We start from the raw sequence: 18,430 nt of genomic DNA, 5'->3' as shown, positions 1-18,430 counted from the left end.
AGAAATTAAGAGTATTACATATTATTCGACAATTCACTACATTTTGTCCCTGTTAAAAATCATAAATCAAAAATTTAAATCTGACAACAAAATAACTTTGCCCGAACGCAAATAATTTTCTTGACAAAAAGTAGACCCATGTCAGAAAACCTCACATGAGAACGATTCCTCACTAGTGTTTTATTAGCTTTCCAAGTAATATTTCACCTCATAAAAACGATTACTTTCCTCCTTCATTTTACAGGAAAATTCCAAAATATACCTTTGTTACACATATGAATAAAATGTAAGCACTATGACAATTACAGTTGAAAAATGATAAATTCCGACAAAACTTAGCAATTTTATAAAATTTTCTTTACATTATGATTACAACGATAGACACCCTTCTTCTTATGATATATAACATTCATAGGGAAAGGAGTCAGACAACAATGAAAAAGAAATTTGCAGCGTTTAGTGTTTTAGCAGCAGGAACGATTTTTGCTTCCCCGTTACTTTCACCCGTATACGCTGAAACGAATCAAGATAAATTATCTAACATTCAATCTGAATTAGAAGGCAAACAAAGTGACTTACAAAATAAATCAGTCGAGAAAGAACAAATAGAAAAAGAAATTCAAGAATTACAGAAGAAAATTGATGAATTAACTACTTCCATTAATAAAAATGAGACTGAATTAAACGATACAAAAAAAGAAATTAGCAAAACACAACAAGTAATTACTGACAAAAAGAAACATATAGAACAATTACAAACAAACATAGATACACGTCAGGAAGTTATTAAACAACGATTACAATCTATGCAAGAAAAACCGCGTACAAATATCATTACAGAAGTATTAACAAACTCTACAAACATTGCTGATCTTGTTGATAATATGTACTCCGTAAGTTTAATATTAAACAACGATACAGATATTGTAAAAAAACAAACATCTGATCAAAATGCTGTAACGACAGAAAAAGAGGCTGTTGAGAAAAAAGAACAACAACTGAAAGACTCTGAACAAAAACTAGAACAAAAACAACAAGAATTACAAAATAACCAACAGCAGCAACAAACTCTTATTAACGATCTACATACGAAAGTAGCAAAAGTAGATTCAGAGATTGAAGGATTAGAAGAATCCAAGGGCATTTTAGAAAATCAACGTCAAGCTGTTCAAAAAGCAATTGAAGAAGAAAAACGGGCGGAAGAAGCTCGTAAAGCGGAAGAAGCCCGACAGGCAGAAGAGGCTCGCAAACAACAAGCTACTAAATCTGCTCAAGCGGCCCCAACACCACATGATACAAATATCGGTGGTTTTATCAAACCAGCAGCTGGATCAAAAACTTCCGGATTTGGTGTACGTTCTTTAGATAACCATAAAGGAATTGACATCGCTGCTTCGGGAACGGTTCCAATTATCGCTGCTGCAGATGGCGTTGTTATTCGCTCAGAATTATCATCTAGTTACGGAAACGTAGTGTATTTATCTCACCGTATAAACGGAAAAACATATACGACAGTATATGCTCATATGAATAGTCGTTCTGTATCGAATGGACAAACTGTAAAACAAGGCGATCAGCTTGGATTTATGGGGAATACGGGCCAATCATACGGACAACATTTACACTTCGAACTTCATCTTGGAGAATGGAATGTCGGCAAGACAAACGCAGTTGACCCATCTCCTTATATCGGATTATAAAAAACCTCGGTGCCTACCGAGGTTTTTCATTTACACTTCACACAATATAGGCATTCTACATAGACTATAACTAAATGCCTATAGTTTACGAGGTGATCCATATGAATACGCAATTACAACAAAAAATAGAAGAAGCTAGAGAAACGTATATTGGCCGGATATTTACATTTGGCGGCTCAGTTTTATTTTTAATCGGTTCATTCCTCGCAGTCACCACAGCCTATAAAGCGTATAATCGTCTATTACATTCATCAACATAAAAAAAGACGGGAGATCCCCGCCTTTTTTTATGCAAACATTTTAAATACACCTATCGCATTTAAAAATACAATTATTACAGTTACCGGAATAACATAACGAAGTAAGAAGAACCAAATGTTAAATAACGTTTTCCCTTTCGTTTCCGTCACTTCTAATTCTTTCATCAACAACTCTTTACTCATTTTATTTGGTACAAATAATGAAATAGCTAGTACTCCTAACGGCAGCAATACGTTACTTACCGAAAAGTCGACTAAATCAAAGAATGTTTTCCCAAATATTTTCACGTCACTCATAATCCCAAATGATAACGCTGATGGAATACCGACTGCAAAAATAAGAATACCAATTAATAATGATGCTGACGGACGCTTCTTCTCATTACCTTTCGCAACAGATGCTACTACAATTTCAAGCATTGAAATTGCTGATGTTAAAGTCGCAAAGAAGAATAAAATTAAAAACATAATAAAGAAAAATTGACCAAATGGTATTTTTGCAAATACTGCTGGAAGGACGATAAACAGTAATCCCGGTCCTTCAGTCGGTTTAACTCCTAATGCGAAAATCGCTGGGAAAATTGCTAATCCTGCAAGTACTGTAACAAAAACAGTTAAACTTACAATAGATGTTGCCGATTTCGCTAAATGTTCCTCTTTCTTTAAATACGAACTATACGTTACCATTACCGAGGCACCTACAGTTAGCGAGAAGAAAGATTGTCCCATCGCATATAAAATTGTATCTGCTGTAAGCTTTGAAAAATCTGGTTTTAAGAAGAACTCTACTCCAGCAAAAGCACCATCGAGTGTTAACGCACGAACAATAATCGCAATAAATAAAATAAATAATAGCGGCATCATGTACTTACTTGCCTTTTCTATACCTTTCTCTACACCTTTACTTACAACAAAAATCGTACAAAGCATAAAGATAAATTGTGCTCCAATCGCACTTAATGGATTTGAAATCGTTTCACCGAACAATTGTCCATAATCAGCTGCACCATTCCAGAAACTTCCTGTCACACTATAATATAAATAAAGTAAAATCCATCCACCTACAACACTATAAAAAGATAGTACACTAAAACAAGTAACAACTCCCATACGACCAATCCAAGGATATAATTTGCTATTTGGCACTAGTACTTTATAAGCTGTAACCGCCTCTTTTTGCGTGCTACGTCCAATAACAAACTCCGCTATTAGAAGAGGCATACCTATAAATAAAGTTAATAGTAAAAATACAAGGAAGAATGCGCCTCCCCCGCCATTACCTGCAACATATGGAAATTTCCATATCGCACCAAGACCTACTGCGGCTCCGGCTGCTGCGAGTACAAAGCCTATTTTCGACGTCCATTGCTGTGTTTCTTTCATCATAATTTCTCCTTTTCTGAATATTTAAACTTTTGTTAATTATACACTTTCATTTCATACTCGCACACCTCCTTTAGAAAATAAAAAAGTCCCCTACACGCAAATATGCATGTAGAGGACGATATATGTAATGTAAATACCGTGGTACCACCTCAATTGGATTGATAAATCCCACTTGTTCAAGTACAGGAATAATTCCGATACTCTATCCTTTTAACGGCGGAACCCGGGTTGCCTACTACAATGTTCAACATACCTCTCGCAAGCCCATTCTGTATATTTTATCGTACCGGGCTCCCACCTAACCCCAGCTCTCTGAACGCATCAAATATACGTACTCTTCTTGCTCATCGATTTCATCTATTGAAGTTACTTGTGATTATAAATTATATTTTTATATTTGTAAAGCGCACTTTATCTTTTATTATTTTAAAACCTTTTCCTCTAACTCACGTAAAAAACTTTCTCTTTTCCCCTCATTTTGCACATATACTGATTTCAACACTTCTTGGAGCAATATATTTCGTTCCCTCTTTTCTAACTGTAAATCTTTTAACTTCAACCTTACTTCATATAAAAAATCTAAATACGATTCATATGTCTCATCATATTTATTTGCAATATCATCTCGAATTTTTTTTGCTAGCTTCGGGCTCGCTCCCCCAGTAGAAACTGCTATATTAAGTAAACCACGATGAATCGCTGCCGGAAAATGAACATTACCACTTTCCGGATTTGTAATAACATTTACTAATTGATTCTCAGCGGCATCTTCAGCAACTTGTTCATTTAATATTGAATCACTACTCGCTGCAACAACTAAAAAAGCACTTTTAATATCACTTTTTTCATATTCTCTTTGATACCAACGAATTTTCTTTTCTTCCACAAGTTTTACTAAATTCGCATCTAATTCTGGACTTATCACAACTATATCCGCACCCTGTTTGAGTAAAGGAATAATTTTAAATCCTGCAACTTTTCCCCCGCCAATAACAACAACGCGTTTCTCATTAACTCGCACTGTAAGTGGATACATACTGATCTCCTTTCAATAACTCCGTCGTTTTCTGAATTAACATATCTTGAAACGCTTCATTCTTCCCTAAATATGGACTAATTTTTATCTCTTCCACTTCATATTGGCGCACTTCTTTCTCAATATGTTTCATAAGTAAACCTGTAAATAACAAGTAAGGCAGTACAACGATGTTCTTTTCTTTTCGTTCTACAACTTCCTTTAACTTCTCCTCAAATTTTGGCTCTGCAGCCGCTAAATAACAAACTTCTACTTTTTTAACCTTCTCTTTTGTTTGAAATAAAGAAGCAATCCAGTTTATATCTCTTAATACTTCAGGATCACTGCTCCCTCTTGCAACAAGAAGTAACGTCACTTCATTTTTATCTTCCTGTTCGATGCCACTTCCGCTATACACCGATTTAACAAGTGTTTCTGATACACCAAACGGATTACCATAGGTCACTTTAACATCCGAAAATTGATTGGTTAACTTTTCCAATTCAAAAGGGATATCTTTTTTTACATGACCTGCCGCTAATAAAAAAACAGGGATAGCAATAATCTCAGTGGCCCCACGCTTCACACATGTACGAAAACTATCTTCAATAGAAGGATTCGCTAACTCTAAAAAACAAACTTCTTGAATAGTCGCTTCTATACGGCTCATGCACGATGTAATAAATTGAATCGCCTCTTCTTTCGCTGTCTTCAAACGACTTCCATGACATATATATAAGACGGCTTTCATTTTACAACACTCCACTTACTTGATAAGCATTTTCTGTCTGCTTCTCAAACCAATGAATTTTTTCTCTAAAACGGACAACCTCTCCAATTACAATCATACTCGGATTTTGAATTTGCTCTTTTTTCGCAACATCTACAATTGTCCCTAACGTTCCAACAACTGTGCGTTGCATAGACGTCGTCCCCTGCTCAATAATAGCAGCTGGCGTACTTTTATCTTTTCCATGCTTCATAAGTTGCTCACATATGTAGGGCAAATTACTAACCCCCATATATACCGCTAAAGTCTCTACACCTTTCGCTAAACTTTTCCATTTCACTTCTTCTTCAGCACCTTCTTTCCTATGCCCAGTCACAATAGCAAAACTTGCACTTGCATCACGGTGCGTCACTGGAATACCAGCATAAGCAGGTGCAGCTATTCCAGATGAAATACCTGGGACGATTTCAAATGGTACACCTTGCTTTGCTAATGCTTCCGCTTCTTCTCCCCCTCTACCAAATACAAATGGATCGCCGCCCTTAAGCCTCGTTACAACTTTCCCTTTTTTCGCATACTTAATAAGAAATGTATTAATTGTTTCTTGCTTCATCGTGTGATAATTCGGGAGTTTCCCGCAATAAATTAAATCCGCGTCAGGCTTTGCGTGTGAAAGCAGCTCTTTATTCACAAGGCGATCGTATAAAATAACATCTGCCTTCTCAATACATTTCAACCCTTTAACAGTAATTAAATCTGGATCGCCAGGACCCGCTCCAACAATATAAACCTTCCCCATCATCTCTCCTCATTTCTACTATTAAAATGAAACTTCCATTCGTATATAAGAATGGAAGTTTTTATTTTTTCGTATTACTAATCTCTACTCATGAATAACAAATGCTGCACCTTTTCGAATCTTCTTTTTTTCAAACAAAGAAATCTCTTTTACCTCTGGCAACGGTAAAAAATGTTTTTCAAGCTCAATCTCCGCAAGCTTAAATGCCTGTTCTTCACTTTGAGCAACAACAACAATCGGAACAATATCACTCACTAATACAGCTTCAAATCGATATAAATCCATATTGTCCCCCCTAAGACGCTATGACTTCTTCTAACACGTTATTTAACGCTATTTGTAATATGTCTACACCAACACGACCTACAAAATCATAAAATGTTTCGGCTGGTAATTTATTCTCTTTGAAATAACTTATAAATGATGCGAGTACATCAGGTAGATCCTCGCCATCTATTTTTCCTTTTAACTTTTGATTGTAGGCACCGCCATCTAACAATGTTCCACCTACGTATATTTCAAACGCTTCAACAATACCTTTTTCCTTCGTTTTCATTTTCACCCCTTGTAGCCCAATGTCAGCAATTTGACGTTGACCACATGAATTCGGGCAGCCTACCATATGAATTCGAACTGGAACATCGAGTGCAATTTGTGTATCTAAGTATTCTGCAATTTTTCGTAATCTTTCTTTCGTTTCTACTAGTGCAAGATTACAATATTCAATACCGGTACATGAAACCGCATGACCAATAAATGATTTCGGGCTAGCAGATATCGCTTCAAACAGCGGTTCACTAAGTAATCCTTTTACATTTTCTGGAGGAACGTTCGGAATAATGAAGTTTTGCGAGTTACATGTACGAATTTGTCCATTTCCATATTGCTTTGCGATTCTTGCAATCTCAAACATTTCTTCTGCATGTAAACGACCTACCGGTACATTAAAACCTACATATTTTAATCCCTTTTGTTTTTGGTCTTGAACACCATAAAAATAGCCTGCATTCCATCCTTTGAGTGCACTTTCCCCTTTACTTTGTAAAGGCCCTGTATACTCTATTAGTTTCTCTTTAAATTTCTCTGCTCCCCAGTCCGCAACAAGAAATTTCAACCGAGCTAAATGACGTTTTTCACGATATCCAAAATCACGGAATATAGTAGCAATCGCAATCGCCACCGCCTTCACTTCTTCTGGTAAAACGAATACATCTAATTCATCAGCTAAATACGGTCGAGCTGATAATCCTCCACCTACTTTTATATGAAAACCAACTTTTTTCTCACCATCTATTTCTTTCGTTGCAGGCGTAAATGCAACACAGTTAATTTCTGCGTTTGCTGAATTATAAATATTAGAACTAATAGACATTTTAAATTTACGTGGCAAGTTAGAAAACTCTTCATTATGTTGGAAGTAATCATATACTTCTTTTACAATATGCGTTGTATCGAATAGTTCATTTGCATCAATGCCAGCAAGCGGATTACCTGTAATATTCCGCGTTATATCACCACAAGCCCCCGCTGAAGATAACCCAACTCTTGCTAATCTTTTAAAAATATCTGGAATTTGCTGAATTTCTAACCAGTGAAACTGAATCGCCTGTCTCGTCGTAATATCTATTACATTACGTCCATAATCTTCAGCGATAGAAGCAAGTACTTCTGCCTGTGCATTTGTAATAATCCCTGACGGAATATTTACCCGCATCATAAAATAACCAGCTTCTTTCGGTCTTTGTAAATACAAGCCTGCCCATTTAAAGGCATCCCACTCTTCTTTCGGAATAGATTCGAAACCATTTTCCGCATAGTAAGGAATATCATTAAAAATTTCTAAGCCATCTTTTTCTAATTTATTTTTCTCGGTCTGATTTAATTTTTCATTGTTAGCCCATACTTTTTCATAACTCATTGTTTATCCCCCTATATAAAACTACGCTCTTGTAAGTACTTCACGATTTGTTCTGCACATTCTTCAATAGAATATTTGTGCGTTTCTACAATTAATTCCGCTTGCTCTGGCTCTTCATAAGGCGAATCAATACCTGTGAAATCCTTAATATCACCTTTTCTTGCCTTTTTATAAAGTCCTTTCGGATCACGTTTCTCACACTCTTCAATCGGACACTTCACAAAAATTTCAATAAATTCATCTGCCGCTAATAAATCTCTTACTTGTTTGCGGTCTACTCGAAATGGTGAAATAAATGCTGTAAGGACAACTGCTCCTTGGTCTACAAATAACTTTGCCACTTCGCCAATACGTCTTATATTTTCCATGCGATCACTTTCAGAAAATCCTAAGTCTTTATTTAAACCGTGGCGAATGTTATCCCCATCCAGCACATAATTTCCAATATTCTTTTCAAACAGTTTACGAGCGACCGCATTCGCTACTGTAGATTTACCCGAAGCTGATAAACCAGTAAACCAAATTACAAAACTATGATGTCCATTCTTCACTCTTCTCTCATCTTTTGAAACCGAAGCTGTATGCCAAGTAATATTCGTATCCATCTCGTTCTCTCCCTATTCTGTTACTACTTCTTTTTTCAAGCCTTTAATTAGCACTTCCACTACTTCTTTACGACTAAATGTACTTGGCGGAATCTCACCGTTTCTTAATAATTCTCTTACTTTCGTACCCGATAAAATAACATGATCTTCTTTTCCGTGCGGACATGTTTTCGTTGAAGCCATCGCTTCACATTTCGTGCAGTAAAAACTATGCTCAAAGAATAGTGGTGTAATTCCTAACTCTTCTATCGTAAAATTTGTGAAGATTTCTTGCGCTTCATACGTTCCGTAATAATCTCCTACTCCAGCATGATCACGCCCTACTATAAAGTGGGTACATCCAAAATTCTTTCTTACTAACGCATGAAATATCGCTTCCCTTGGTCCTGCGTAACGCATGGCAGCAGGAAATACACTTAAAAAGACACGATTTTTCGGATAATAGTTTTGAAGAAGTACTTCATAGCTTTCCATTCTTACATCAGCAGGAATATCATCCGATTTCGTTTCTCCAACGAGCGGATTTAAAAAGAGACCATCTACAATTTCAAGAGCAGATTTTTGAATATACTCATGGGCACGATGTACCGGGTTTCTCGTTTGAAATCCGACCACTGTTTTCCACCCACGTTTTTTAAATGCTTCCCTCGTTTCAATTGGGTCTAAATGATAAGAAGGAAATTGATTATTTTCAAAGCGTTTTGTTAGAATAATAGTTCCTCCAACGTAAACGTTTGGTCGTTCATATAATTTTTTCACTCCTGGATGAGCCTCATCCGTTGTTTTATATACAAGTAACGCTTCTTTTTCTTTATCTGGTACAAAAATATCTTCTATTTGAATGACACCGTATATATTTCCATTGTTGACAAGCTTTACTTCCTCTCCAGCCTTCAGGCTTTCTGCGACTTTTTCTGTTACCGGTAATGTAATCGGTATACTCCACACACTACCATTTGCTAAACGAAGCGTTTCTACAACAGAATCATAATCTTCCTTCCCTAAAAAACCAGTAAGGGGGCTATATCCACCTGTCGCCAATAGTTCTAAATCACTTAACGCAATATTGTCTAATTTAATTTCTTTTTCAATTTGTGATACGTCATATGTCTCATCTATACGGTTTACTAATTCGTTTACTATGCTCATTTTTCTATATCCTCTCTTAGCTTTATTTCAAGATTCATCTTATTGGTAATGAAGACCACATTCAGTTTTCACTTTTCCAGCCCATCTACCATCTCTTGAATCGCCACCATCCCCTACAGGTAACGTACATTTCTCACACCCAATACTTGGATAGCCAACATCATGCAACGGGTTATACGGCAAGCTATGTTTGTATACATATCGCCAAACTTCTTTCCACGTCCAATGAATGAGTGGACAAACTTTAATAGATTGAAAACGATGATCTTGATTTATAAACTTTGTATGCTTACGTGTTTCTGATTGTTCCCTTCTTAAGCCCGATATCCATGCTTTTTCCACGACTAATGATTTTTCTAAAGGTAAAATTTTTCTAATCTTACAACAAAGATTCGGATTGCTCTCCCACAGTTTTTCACCATGCAACTTCGCCTGTTCATCAAGTGTAAGTTCTGGCTGTTTTTCTATAATATTCAATGAAGGAAATCGTTCCCGCACTTTTCGAATTAATTCATACGTTTCTTGAAAATGAACATTTGTATCCAAAAATACAACTTTAGCAGATGGATTTACTTGGTTTATAATGTGTAGCAATACCATACCTTCCACCCCAAAGCTACATGCGTAGACAACCTCATCTTTATATTCTTTATAAGCCCAATTTAATACTGATAACGCACCTTTTGTTTCATCTTCTTCCGAAAACGAAACAACATTTTCTTCCCACGTTTCATACGTCAACATGTTTTTTCCCCCTGTAAAAGCAAAAAGACGGTTTTAACCTAATGAAAATAGGTTAAAACCGCCTCTAGTTTTTCTAGTCAGCGCTTTTCACTTTAAACGTACTTTTTCACTTTTCTCTAACTGAATTACTTTCCCATCTTGCACAACAATTGTAATTGAACCATATTTCATATCAGCAAGCATCGCTTCAATCTTCTCGGATACTTCATCAAAATGTTCCCGTACACTCACGCGAACAGCCCCCCTTTTTATTCATAAAAAAAATCTTTCCCATTTCGAAAAGACTGTTCGGTAATATATTTTACCTTATCTTTCAAAATGGATCCCATTTTGCTGGATTTAGCACCTTGCTTTCTATAAGCAGGTTGCCGAGCTTCTTCGGGCCAGTTCCCTCCGCTTCTCTTGATAAGCTTTGTATTTGTATTTTATCACAATTCTGATTTTTTTCAATCCTAGTTTTCCGATATATTTTAATTATTTTATTTTATAAAAAAGGAATTGCCCATTCGAACAACTCCTTTTCCTATTTAGACAAGCTCTTTAATACGTATGCGATCGTTCCCAATAATATTTTCATATGTTTCGCGTTCCACAACTACTTGCGATGTTCCGCCTTTTGCAAAGACAACGGCTGGTCTTCGAATCCGATTGTAATTATTCGCCATCGAGTACCCGTATGCTCCTGTACAGGAAACTGCTAGTAAATCAGAAGCAGCGACTTTCGGTAAATGAATATCCCAAATCAACATGTCTCCACTCTCACAGCATTTCCCGGCAATCGAAACGAGTTCCTCATTCTCATCATTCGCTCGATTCGCTAACATCGCTTCATAACGCGCATTATATAAAGCAGGTCTTAAATTATCTGTCATTCCACCATCGACTGATACATATTTCCGAATACCAGGAATATCTTTCACAGATCCAACTGTATAAATTGTTGTCCCAGCATCACCTACAATGCTACGGCCTGGCTCAATCCATATTTCTGGCAATGGATATTCACATACAGTAAATTGTTCTCTCACTGCACTTGTTACAGCTCGCACATATGTCTCAAGAGTTAATGGTGTATCTGACTCTGTGTAACGTATTCCAAATCCCCCGCCTACATTTAACACTTTTACTACATAGTTTGTTTGCTCTCTCACTTCTTCTAAAAATTGGCGAAGAACTTCAATTGCTCGAACAAAACCAGCTGTTTCAAATATTTGCGACCCAATATGTGAATGGATCCCTAGCACATTATAATTGGATTTTTGTAAAGCAAATCCAATTGCCTGCATTGCTTGACCGTTTGAAACACCAAATCCAAATTTCGAATCATCTTGACCTGTTGTAATATATTCATGTGTGTGCGCCTCTACTCCAGGCGTTACACGAATTAATATGTTCACAAATTTCCCATGTTGCATCGCTAAATCGTGTAAAACTTCTAATTCAAAGAAATTATCTACGACAAAACAACCGATATTCGCCTGAAGAGCCATCACTATTTCTTCTTCTGTTTTATTATTTCCATGAAAATGAATACGTGATGCCGGAAATCCTGCTTGGAGCGCAGTATATAATTCTCCCCCAGAAACAACGTCTAATGACATATTCTCTTCACGAGCTACTCGGCACATCTCCATGCACAAGAACGCCTTGCTTGCATATGCTACTTGATAAGAGAAACCACTTTCTTTAAAAGCACGATGAAATGCTCGGCATTTTCCTCGAATAGACTCTTCATCGTATACATAAAGTGGTGTTCCGTATTGCTTTGCTAGCTGCGTCGTATCGCACCCTCCAATTTCTAAGTGTCCTTGCCCATTAATTCGGCTTGTGCCGTGTAAATACATTTAAATTCCTCCCTTATTTCCTCTAAAACTCATAACCCCAATCTTCTATTCATTGCAGCACGCTTTTAGATAGACAAAAAACGCGCGGAACAATGTTCACACGCGTTTCTTATTAGGAAAAATATATATTGAAAAAATAAACGAGTTGTTATCTCCTCAAAATAAGAAACCGCATCAACATCTCCAAATAGCTCTCCATAAAATAAATCTTATGACAGTACTACATTTATTCAATGCAGTCCCAATATATGAATAAGATGGTTATTCTTATATTTCGGCAATAGTCCCTTTCAACCTATGATCACAGATTCCATTAAATCTCCCATAGCTTACTCTTTCCTATCGCGGCCTCTACCTTTGAGAGTAGATGAGGTAAGTCTATTTAATTTTCAAACATCTAATTGTTGCTATTAACAATACCAAAGGACCATTTTATTTGTCAAACAATTTTTTATATTGTTTTTTTACAGTTTAGTTTCGTATCATTTGGTAAGCGCTTTACTGAAATCTTTGTCACTTCCCATTCGCCTTCTTCGTTATTAAATGTAATCGTTACCTTCTCAAATGGTGGAGCAATTTTCCCAGCAACACGTTCATACTTTGTCACTTCAATACTTGCTTGAAATAAATATGTACCGCTATACACTTTTTTTAAACTAATAATTTTAGGACATTGATAAGGTTTCAAACTTCCATATTGTTTTTCAATTGCTTTATTTATTTTTGGAAATAAAACAGAATAAAGTGCATCTTCCATAAGAGGTGCATCATATTGGGCTACCGACACACTCGGTGAAGTAAAAAGTATAACACTACTGCATGCTATAAAATATAATAATTTTCGCATTATAACCTCCGTATTATCACGCGATTCTTTCTGCGTACGATAATTATCATACATAGAAATTCTGTTTTATTGTCTCCCACCACTCTTTTTCTACTCGATTATTATAAAAAAGCCCACAACCTTCTTTTATTTTCGTATAATGATACTCATAGTATAATAATCATAATAACAAAGGACTGTTCGTATATATAAAATGAGTCGTTAAGCAAACTGACTCACAAGAACTGTCATGCTTTTTAGGAGAGGAGTATATTATGCTACAACATCTGTTTCCAAAACTGCGATTTGCACTCGTTGCAGTCGTTTTACTATGGATTAAAACATATATTGTGTACAAGCTAGCATTTGATATTAAAATTGATAATTTCTTTGAAGAATTCATGCTTTTTATCAATCCACTAGCTGCGTTACTTTTATTTTTCGGCTTAGCTTTACTTGCATCTAAGCACCGAAACCGAATTATAATTGGAATCAGTTTTATACTGTCATTTATTTTATTTGGAAACGCAATGTTTTATGGGTTCTATAACGATTTCGTTACTTTCCCGGTTTTATTCCAAACAAACAATATGGCTGATTTAGGGACAAGTATAAAAGAACTCTTTACGTACAAAACATTACTTTTATTTGCAGATGCAATTATTTTAATGTTTATTTCACGTAAATTCCCATCATTTGGCGACAAAACACCACTTTCCCGCTCAGAGAAGCGAACTTTCTTTAGCGGTGTAACAGCTTTATTAGCACTACAAATTGTTGTATCAGTTATTTATAAACCACAAATGTTCTCGCGCTCATTTGACCGTCAAACTGTCGTGAAGAATTTAGGTTTATACACATACCATCTATTTGACATTACGCTTCAATCCAAGTCTTCAGCTGAGCGTGTATTTGCAAGTGGAGATGGGTTTTCTGAAATTAAAAACTATACAGACTCAAAAGACAAACAAGTTGATAAAAACTTATTTGGAGCTGCAAAAGGTAAAAATGTAATTTTAATTTCAATGGAATCTACACAAAACTTTGTTATTAATAAAAAAATAAATGGAAAAGAAATTACACCATTTTTAAATGAATTTATTAAGGATAGTTTCTATTTCGATAACTTCTATCATCAAACTGGACAAGGCAAAACTTCTGATGCTGAATTTATCGTTGAAAACTCACTTTATCCGCTAGATCGTGGTTCTGTATTCTTTACTCATGCAACAAATGAATACACAGCGACACCAGAACAATTAAAGAAATACGGATATTCTTCTGCCGTCTTCCATTCAAACGATAAAACGTTTTGGAATCGGGATGTAATGTATCCTGCGCTTGGATATGATCGTTATTTTAATTTAAATGATTACGCAGGAACGGAGCAAATGTCTGTCGGTTGGGGATTAAAAGATAAAGAGTTCTTTGAACAATCTATTCCAAAGTTAAAATCTTTACCGCAACCGTTCTATACAAAATTTATTACATTAACAAATCATTTTCCGTTTCTTCTAAATCCGGAAGATCAATATGTTGATGAATTCAACTCGGAAAGTGGTGTTGTAAACCGCTACTTCCCAACTGTTCGTTACACAGATGAAGCTCTTAAATTATTTATTCAACAATTAAAAGAAGAAGGATTATATGATAATTCCGTTATTGTCATTTATGGTGATCATTACGGTATTTCCGAAAACCATAACGCAGCTATGGCACAGTTCCTAGGAAAAGATACTATTACACCATTCGATTCTATGCAATTACAACGAGTCCCTCTTATTATTCATGTGCCTGGCCAAGAAGGAAAAGTTGTTTCTAAAGTATCCGGTCAAATTGATATTAAGCCAACGCTCCTTCATTTACTTGGTATTAAAACAAATAAATCCGTTGAATTTGGAACTGACTTATTTATTAAAGAGAAAGACCCGCTTATGGTAATGCGTGATGGTAGCTTTGTTTCTGAAGAGTATGTTTATACAAAAAATATGTGCTACAAAAGAAGTACGGGTGAAGAAGCTGACATGACGTTATGTCAGCCGTATATTGAAAAAGCAAAAACAGAATTAAAACTCTCCGATAAATTAATTTATGGAGATTTATTACGCTTCGATCCTAATAATCGATATAAAACCGGAACGATGACAACGAAATTTGAATAGTAAAGGAAGCAACTTTATACAAGTTGCTTCCTCTTTTTATTTTCACTTAATTTTCGAACCATCCTTCTATGAAATCTTTCACAAATTGGTAATTTCTTTCGTATGAGGAATAAATTTATGGTATGATAAAATAAGTAAACTTTCATACACTAATTAAGAATTTATTACAGAAAGCAAGGGATCAGATTTTGTATAGAGCAGCTATTCCAAACTTATTTACGCTCGGAAATTTATATAGCGGATTTTTATCAATCGGCTATGCATCTTTAGGATATTATAAATCAGCTGCTATTTTAGTACTTATCGGGATGATGTTAGATAGTCTTGATGGCCGTGTTGCTCGTTTATTACGTGTTGATTCACAAATGGGAAAAGAGCTCGACTCGCTTGCAGATGTCGTAACATTTGGTGCAGCACCAGCTGTTTTAATGTATTACACATCTTTCTCAAACTACGGAATCATCGGATTATACATAGCGGGATTATTCCCTCTTTTCGGAGCATATCGTTTAGCACGATTTAATGTAACACCATCTTCTACTTCAATGAAATATTTCACTGGAGTACCGATTACAGCAGCGGGAGGGCTTGTTGCTTTCTTAACATTATTTTCACATACCATTCCAAAAATCGTTCTTATTACCGTATTTGTAACGTTCGCATTTTTAATGGTGAGCCGCATTCGTATCCCAAGTTTAAAAGATGTACCAATTCCACGATATAGCATCATTATTACACTATTTTTAGTTGGAATCATTATTACAATGTATCAAACAGGATTTGGAAATTTTTCTGTTTTCTTATTCATTGCCATTCCACTATATATTTTGTACATGTTATCTCAATTCATTAGACAAAGACCGTCTAAAAAAGCCAATAAAGAAAAATAAGAAAACCTTCCGAGTCCGGAAGGTTTCTTTTTATTTTGTAACTAATACCTTTTGATTTACAGGTGTTACTGGCTCTTCGCCGTTTAATACAGCTAAAATATTTCTGACAGCCATTTCAGCCATCGCATCACGAGTTTCAAATGTTGCATTCCCTACGTGTGGAGCAAGTACTACATTCTTTAATTCTTTTAGCTCTTCTGTAATTTTCGGTTCAAATTCAAACACGTCAAGAGCTGCTCCTTCAATTTCATTCGTTTTTAATGCATGAGCAAGTGCTGCTTCATTCATAATTGGTCCACGTGAAGCATTTACAATATACGCTGTTTTCTTCATCATTTTAAACTGCTCTTCATCAATCATATGATGTAATTTCGGATTATAAGCACAGTTAATTGTAATAAAGTCTGCTGTTTGTAATAATTCTTCCAACGTCACATACGTTGCTCCCAGTTCACTTTCAGCTTCAAGCTTACGATTTGGCCCTGTATATAAAACATCCATTCCAAATGCTTTCGCACGTTTTGCAACAGCCTTCCCGATTTCTCCAAGACCTATAATTCCGATTGTCTTACCATGGACTTCTCGTCCTAAGAAAAATAACGGTGCCCATCCGTTAAATCCAGTCGTACGACATAACGTATCCCCTTCAGGAATTCTACGCGCCGCTGCTAAAAGAAGTGCAAATGTTAATTCTGCAGTCGCTTCCGTTGATACTTTCGGTGTATTCGTAACTGCAATTCCTTTTTCGCCCGCATACGTGTAATCAATATTGTCGTAACCAGCACCATAGTTTGCAACAATCTTTAAATGAGGCGCTGCATCAATAACTTCTTTTGGCACCTTTGTCGAAAGTAAACTTAACAATGCATCTTTATCTTTTACACGCTCTGTTAATTCATCTATAGAAATTAACTCCTCTTTATTGTACATTTCTACATTATGATCTTTTAATAGTTCTAATCCAATTTCCGGAATTTTTCCCGCTACTAATATTTTTGCCACTACTAACACCTCTTCTATAGAAAATAAGACATCTCTTATATTTCATTGTAAGAAATCCACATATAAAAACCAAGGAATTTGATTATAGTTTTGAAAATCGACACTTTTCCATGAAAAAAGAGGAGATGCAACTCTCCCCTCTTCTTACGCTTTTTCCTGCGATTCTTTTCCAAGCTTCACATCAATAGTTCCTTCTGCAACCGTATCGCTAATTTGCTCCTCAATAACCGATTGAGATGCAGCATTCGTTTCAGAAGTATAAGCTTGTTGCTGTGCACCTTGTACATTTTGTTTGTTTTGTTGTTTCGCCATTTCTTACCCTCCTTTTCATTCTTTCTTATTTTGAACAAAAAGGACAGTTTTCATCAAAAAATTGCGTTTCATTTTGAATTTGTTACTTCTTCTTCAAGCGACCTCATTACTCTTGCTCGCTTCGTAAATGTTGCAACCTGAGTAACACCGTGAGCTCGTAATGTTTGTACATTTTCTTGTACATAATTCCCTAAATCATTTGGGTAATGGGCATCCGAAGAAATCGTAATTGGAACACCATACTTAGCTAATACTTGTAAATATAGTGGACTTGGGCACATTTCACGAACAGGATAACGATAGTATAATCCTGCATTTATTTCTGTTGCCGTATTCGTTTCTACTAATGCACAGGCAATTTCCTCATAATAAGAAAGCTGTTCATTCTCATCCAATCGATAATTAAATACCTTTATATTATCAAGATGAGCGATAATATCAAATAACTCGGTACGAATCGCACTCTCAACTGTTTTAAAAAACATATCATATAATGCGCGTAGGTCATGCACCTCAAAATATTCTTTCGTATCTGGATTATCAAATCCCCAGCCATTTAGAAAATGAACGGAACCAATTACATAATCAAAGTCTCCTAGCGCTAATAATTCTTTTAACTCTCCTTCACAACCAATAAAATAATCCGCTTCAATTCCAAGTTTAAGTGTGACACCTCTTTTCCCCCATCGTTCTTTCGCCTCTTCAATTGCCTTTGTAAAATCATACAGTGAAACTACCCTTACTTGATCTAACCATTCTTTCTGTATACGACCGAGCTTAGAATCACTAATATCTACATATTTTTCATAATATCCTTTTGCTTCATGAAAACGATATAGATGATCAACAATTCCCACTTCTTTTATTCCTTTTCGCACAGCTTCTTCTAAATATAGATCTATCCATTCTGTTGTAAATGGCCCTTCCTTCACACGCTTTTGCAAACGCTCTTGTGTTTTCATAAGCCAATCAATAGAATGTCTTTCTTGAAGCGGTTCATAACATTCCAACGCTTCATTTATTTTAGCAAGCCATCCTATTGAATACGGTCCTTCTTCTAAGTGAAGATGATAATCTACTTTCATATA

The 18,430-nt window shown here is 35.7% G+C and carries 19 protein-coding genes, 2 riboswitches and 1 other annotated feature; of the genes, 4 read left to right on the top strand and 15 right to left on the bottom strand.

The window, feature by feature from the left end; genetic code table 11:
* Positions 1-434 precede the first annotated feature (434 nt).
* Both ACTFN4_RS08135 and ACTFN4_RS08130 read left to right on the top strand, forming a co-directional pair.
* Positions 435-1,700: a murein hydrolase activator EnvC family protein gene (locus ACTFN4_RS08135; protein ID WP_000726086.1), complete on the top strand. Its 1,266-nt coding sequence runs from the start codon at positions 435-437 to the stop codon at positions 1,698-1,700.
* Positions 1,701-1,801: 101 nt separating this feature from the next.
* Positions 1,802-1,960, top strand: coding sequence for a hypothetical protein (locus ACTFN4_RS08130; protein WP_001096001.1), 159 nt, complete (start codon positions 1,802-1,804; stop codon positions 1,958-1,960).
* A 27-nt stretch (positions 1,961-1,987) separates the two neighbouring features.
* On the opposite strand, the gene ACTFN4_RS08125 is transcribed toward ACTFN4_RS08130, so the two are convergent.
* The 12 genes from ACTFN4_RS08125 to ACTFN4_RS08070 all read right to left on the bottom strand — a co-directional run bounded on the left by ACTFN4_RS08125 (position 1,988) and on the right by ACTFN4_RS08070 (position 12,997).
* Entirely contained in the window at positions 1,988-3,343 is a 1,356-nt protein-coding gene (locus ACTFN4_RS08125) for a sodium-dependent transporter (RefSeq protein WP_000665430.1), read from the bottom strand.
* A 111-nt stretch (positions 3,344-3,454) separates the two neighbouring features.
* Positions 3,455-3,703: a binding site (T-box leader), on the bottom strand.
* Positions 3,704-3,767: 64 nt separating this feature from the next.
* Positions 3,768-4,382 (bottom strand): NAD(P)-binding protein, encoded by a 615-nt coding sequence (locus ACTFN4_RS08120; protein WP_000283356.1) that lies wholly within the window; start codon positions 4,380-4,382, stop codon positions 3,768-3,770.
* The gene (locus ACTFN4_RS08115) at positions 4,357-5,112 is read right to left on the bottom strand and encodes a sirohydrochlorin chelatase (RefSeq protein ID WP_000648892.1); all 756 of its coding nucleotides are present in this window, start codon (positions 5,110-5,112) and stop codon (positions 4,357-4,359) included. Before ACTFN4_RS08115 ends, ACTFN4_RS08120 begins: the two co-directional genes overlap by 26 nt.
* A gap of 1 nt (position 5,113) precedes the next feature.
* Positions 5,114-5,890 (bottom strand): uroporphyrinogen-III C-methyltransferase, encoded by a 777-nt coding sequence (gene cobA / locus ACTFN4_RS08110; RefSeq protein ID WP_000521257.1) that lies wholly within the window; start codon positions 5,888-5,890, stop codon positions 5,114-5,116.
* An 84-nt stretch (positions 5,891-5,974) separates the two neighbouring features.
* A complete protein-coding gene (locus ACTFN4_RS08105) occupies positions 5,975-6,175 on the bottom strand; it encodes a DUF3906 family protein (protein WP_000366918.1) in 201 nt (66 codons plus the stop codon).
* 10 nt (positions 6,176-6,185) lie between these two features.
* The gene (locus tag ACTFN4_RS08100; protein ID WP_000119620.1) at positions 6,186-7,808 is read right to left on the bottom strand and encodes a nitrite/sulfite reductase; all 1,623 of its coding nucleotides are present in this window, start codon (positions 7,806-7,808) and stop codon (positions 6,186-6,188) included.
* An 11-nt stretch (positions 7,809-7,819) separates the two neighbouring features.
* A complete protein-coding gene (cysC, locus tag ACTFN4_RS08095) occupies positions 7,820-8,413 on the bottom strand; it encodes an adenylyl-sulfate kinase (RefSeq protein WP_000380499.1) in 594 nt (197 codons plus the stop codon).
* Between the two features lie 12 nt (positions 8,414-8,425).
* The gene (gene sat / locus ACTFN4_RS08090; protein WP_000029491.1) at positions 8,426-9,562 is read right to left on the bottom strand and encodes a sulfate adenylyltransferase; all 1,137 of its coding nucleotides are present in this window, start codon (positions 9,560-9,562) and stop codon (positions 8,426-8,428) included.
* 39 nt (positions 9,563-9,601) lie between these two features.
* The gene (locus ACTFN4_RS08085) at positions 9,602-10,306 is read right to left on the bottom strand and encodes a phosphoadenylyl-sulfate reductase (RefSeq protein WP_000959022.1); all 705 of its coding nucleotides are present in this window, start codon (positions 10,304-10,306) and stop codon (positions 9,602-9,604) included.
* An 87-nt stretch (positions 10,307-10,393) separates the two neighbouring features.
* A complete protein-coding gene (locus ACTFN4_RS08080; protein WP_000116158.1) occupies positions 10,394-10,537 on the bottom strand; it encodes a YezD family protein in 144 nt (47 codons plus the stop codon).
* A gap of 72 nt (positions 10,538-10,609) precedes the next feature.
* Positions 10,610-10,718, bottom strand: a riboswitch (SAM riboswitch).
* Between the two features lie 115 nt (positions 10,719-10,833).
* Positions 10,834-12,150: a diaminopimelate decarboxylase gene (lysA, locus tag ACTFN4_RS08075; RefSeq protein ID WP_000280642.1), complete on the bottom strand. Its 1,317-nt coding sequence runs from the start codon at positions 12,148-12,150 to the stop codon at positions 10,834-10,836.
* A 180-nt stretch (positions 12,151-12,330) separates the two neighbouring features.
* Positions 12,331-12,512, bottom strand: a riboswitch (Lysine riboswitch).
* A gap of 89 nt (positions 12,513-12,601) precedes the next feature.
* Positions 12,602-12,997: a DUF3888 domain-containing protein gene (locus ACTFN4_RS08070; RefSeq protein ID WP_001228823.1), complete on the bottom strand. Its 396-nt coding sequence runs from the start codon at positions 12,995-12,997 to the stop codon at positions 12,602-12,604.
* 254 nt (positions 12,998-13,251) lie between these two features.
* Between ACTFN4_RS08070 and ACTFN4_RS08065 the strand changes: the two genes are divergently transcribed.
* The gene (locus tag ACTFN4_RS08065; protein WP_000939078.1) at positions 13,252-15,138 is read left to right on the top strand and encodes an LTA synthase family protein; all 1,887 of its coding nucleotides are present in this window, start codon (positions 13,252-13,254) and stop codon (positions 15,136-15,138) included.
* Between the two features lie 188 nt (positions 15,139-15,326).
* Complete coding sequence (pssA, locus tag ACTFN4_RS08060) at positions 15,327-16,028, top strand: CDP-diacylglycerol--serine O-phosphatidyltransferase (RefSeq protein ID WP_000285417.1); 702 nt, start codon at positions 15,327-15,329, stop codon at positions 16,026-16,028.
* Between the two features lie 30 nt (positions 16,029-16,058).
* Here the strand turns inward: pssA and ACTFN4_RS08055 are convergent, their stop codons facing one another.
* The 3 genes from ACTFN4_RS08055 to ACTFN4_RS08045 form a co-directional block, all read right to left on the bottom strand.
* A complete protein-coding gene (locus ACTFN4_RS08055) occupies positions 16,059-17,030 on the bottom strand; it encodes an NAD(P)-dependent oxidoreductase (protein ID WP_001062858.1) in 972 nt (323 codons plus the stop codon).
* Between the two features lie 144 nt (positions 17,031-17,174).
* Positions 17,175-17,342 (bottom strand): YozQ family protein, encoded by a 168-nt coding sequence (locus tag ACTFN4_RS08050; protein WP_001118878.1) that lies wholly within the window; start codon positions 17,340-17,342, stop codon positions 17,175-17,177.
* 68 nt (positions 17,343-17,410) lie between these two features.
* Entirely contained in the window at positions 17,411-18,427 is a 1,017-nt protein-coding gene (locus ACTFN4_RS08045; RefSeq protein WP_000861838.1) for a histidinol phosphate phosphatase domain-containing protein, read from the bottom strand.
* Positions 18,428-18,430: the final 3 nt, after the last annotated feature.

It is taken from the genome of Bacillus cereus group sp. MYBK95-2, from assembly GCF_051915225.1.
Lineage (GTDB): Bacteria > Bacillota > Bacilli > Bacillales > Bacillaceae_G > Bacillus_A > Bacillus_A cereus.
The sequence above is the reverse complement of the archived record's forward strand: the minus strand, read 5'-3'. Positions and strand labels throughout refer to the sequence as shown.

Excerpts from the sequence above, each read along its gene's own strand:
- ACTFN4_RS08135 (WP_000726086.1), top strand. The coding sequence starts at position 435 with ATGAAAAAGAAATTTGCAGCGTTTAGTGTTTTAGCAGCAGGAACGATT.
- ACTFN4_RS08130 (WP_001096001.1), top strand. The coding sequence starts at position 1,802 with ATGAATACGCAATTACAACAAAAAATAGAAGAAGCTAGAGAAACGTAT.
- ACTFN4_RS08125 (WP_000665430.1), bottom strand. The coding sequence starts at position 3,343 with ATGAAAGAAACACAGCAATGGACGTCGAAAATAGGCTTTGTACTCGCA.
- ACTFN4_RS08120 (WP_000283356.1), bottom strand. The coding sequence starts at position 4,382 with ATGTATCCACTTACAGTGCGAGTTAATGAGAAACGCGTTGTTGTTATT.
- ACTFN4_RS08115 (WP_000648892.1), bottom strand. The coding sequence starts at position 5,112 with ATGAAAGCCGTCTTATATATATGTCATGGAAGTCGTTTGAAGACAGCG.
- cobA (WP_000521257.1), bottom strand. The coding sequence starts at position 5,890 with ATGGGGAAGGTTTATATTGTTGGAGCGGGTCCTGGCGATCCAGATTTA.
- ACTFN4_RS08105 (WP_000366918.1), bottom strand. The coding sequence starts at position 6,175 with ATGGATTTATATCGATTTGAAGCTGTATTAGTGAGTGATATTGTTCCG.
- ACTFN4_RS08100 (WP_000119620.1), bottom strand. The coding sequence starts at position 7,808 with ATGAGTTATGAAAAAGTATGGGCTAACAATGAAAAATTAAATCAGACC.
- cysC (WP_000380499.1), bottom strand. The coding sequence starts at position 8,413 with ATGGATACGAATATTACTTGGCATACAGCTTCGGTTTCAAAAGATGAG.
- sat (WP_000029491.1), bottom strand. The coding sequence starts at position 9,562 with ATGAGCATAGTAAACGAATTAGTAAACCGTATAGATGAGACATATGAC.
- ACTFN4_RS08085 (WP_000959022.1), bottom strand. The coding sequence starts at position 10,306 with ATGTTGACGTATGAAACGTGGGAAGAAAATGTTGTTTCGTTTTCGGAA.
- lysA (WP_000280642.1), bottom strand. The coding sequence starts at position 12,150 with ATGTATTTACACGGCACAAGCCGAATTAATGGGCAAGGACACTTAGAA.
- ACTFN4_RS08070 (WP_001228823.1), bottom strand. The coding sequence starts at position 12,997 with ATGCGAAAATTATTATATTTTATAGCATGCAGTAGTGTTATACTTTTT.
- ACTFN4_RS08065 (WP_000939078.1), top strand. The coding sequence starts at position 13,252 with ATGCTACAACATCTGTTTCCAAAACTGCGATTTGCACTCGTTGCAGTC.
- ACTFN4_RS08050 (WP_001118878.1), bottom strand. The coding sequence starts at position 17,342 with ATGGCGAAACAACAAAACAAACAAAATGTACAAGGTGCACAGCAACAA.
- ACTFN4_RS08045 (WP_000861838.1), bottom strand. The coding sequence starts at position 18,427 with ATGAAAGTAGATTATCATCTTCACTTAGAAGAAGGACCGTATTCAATA.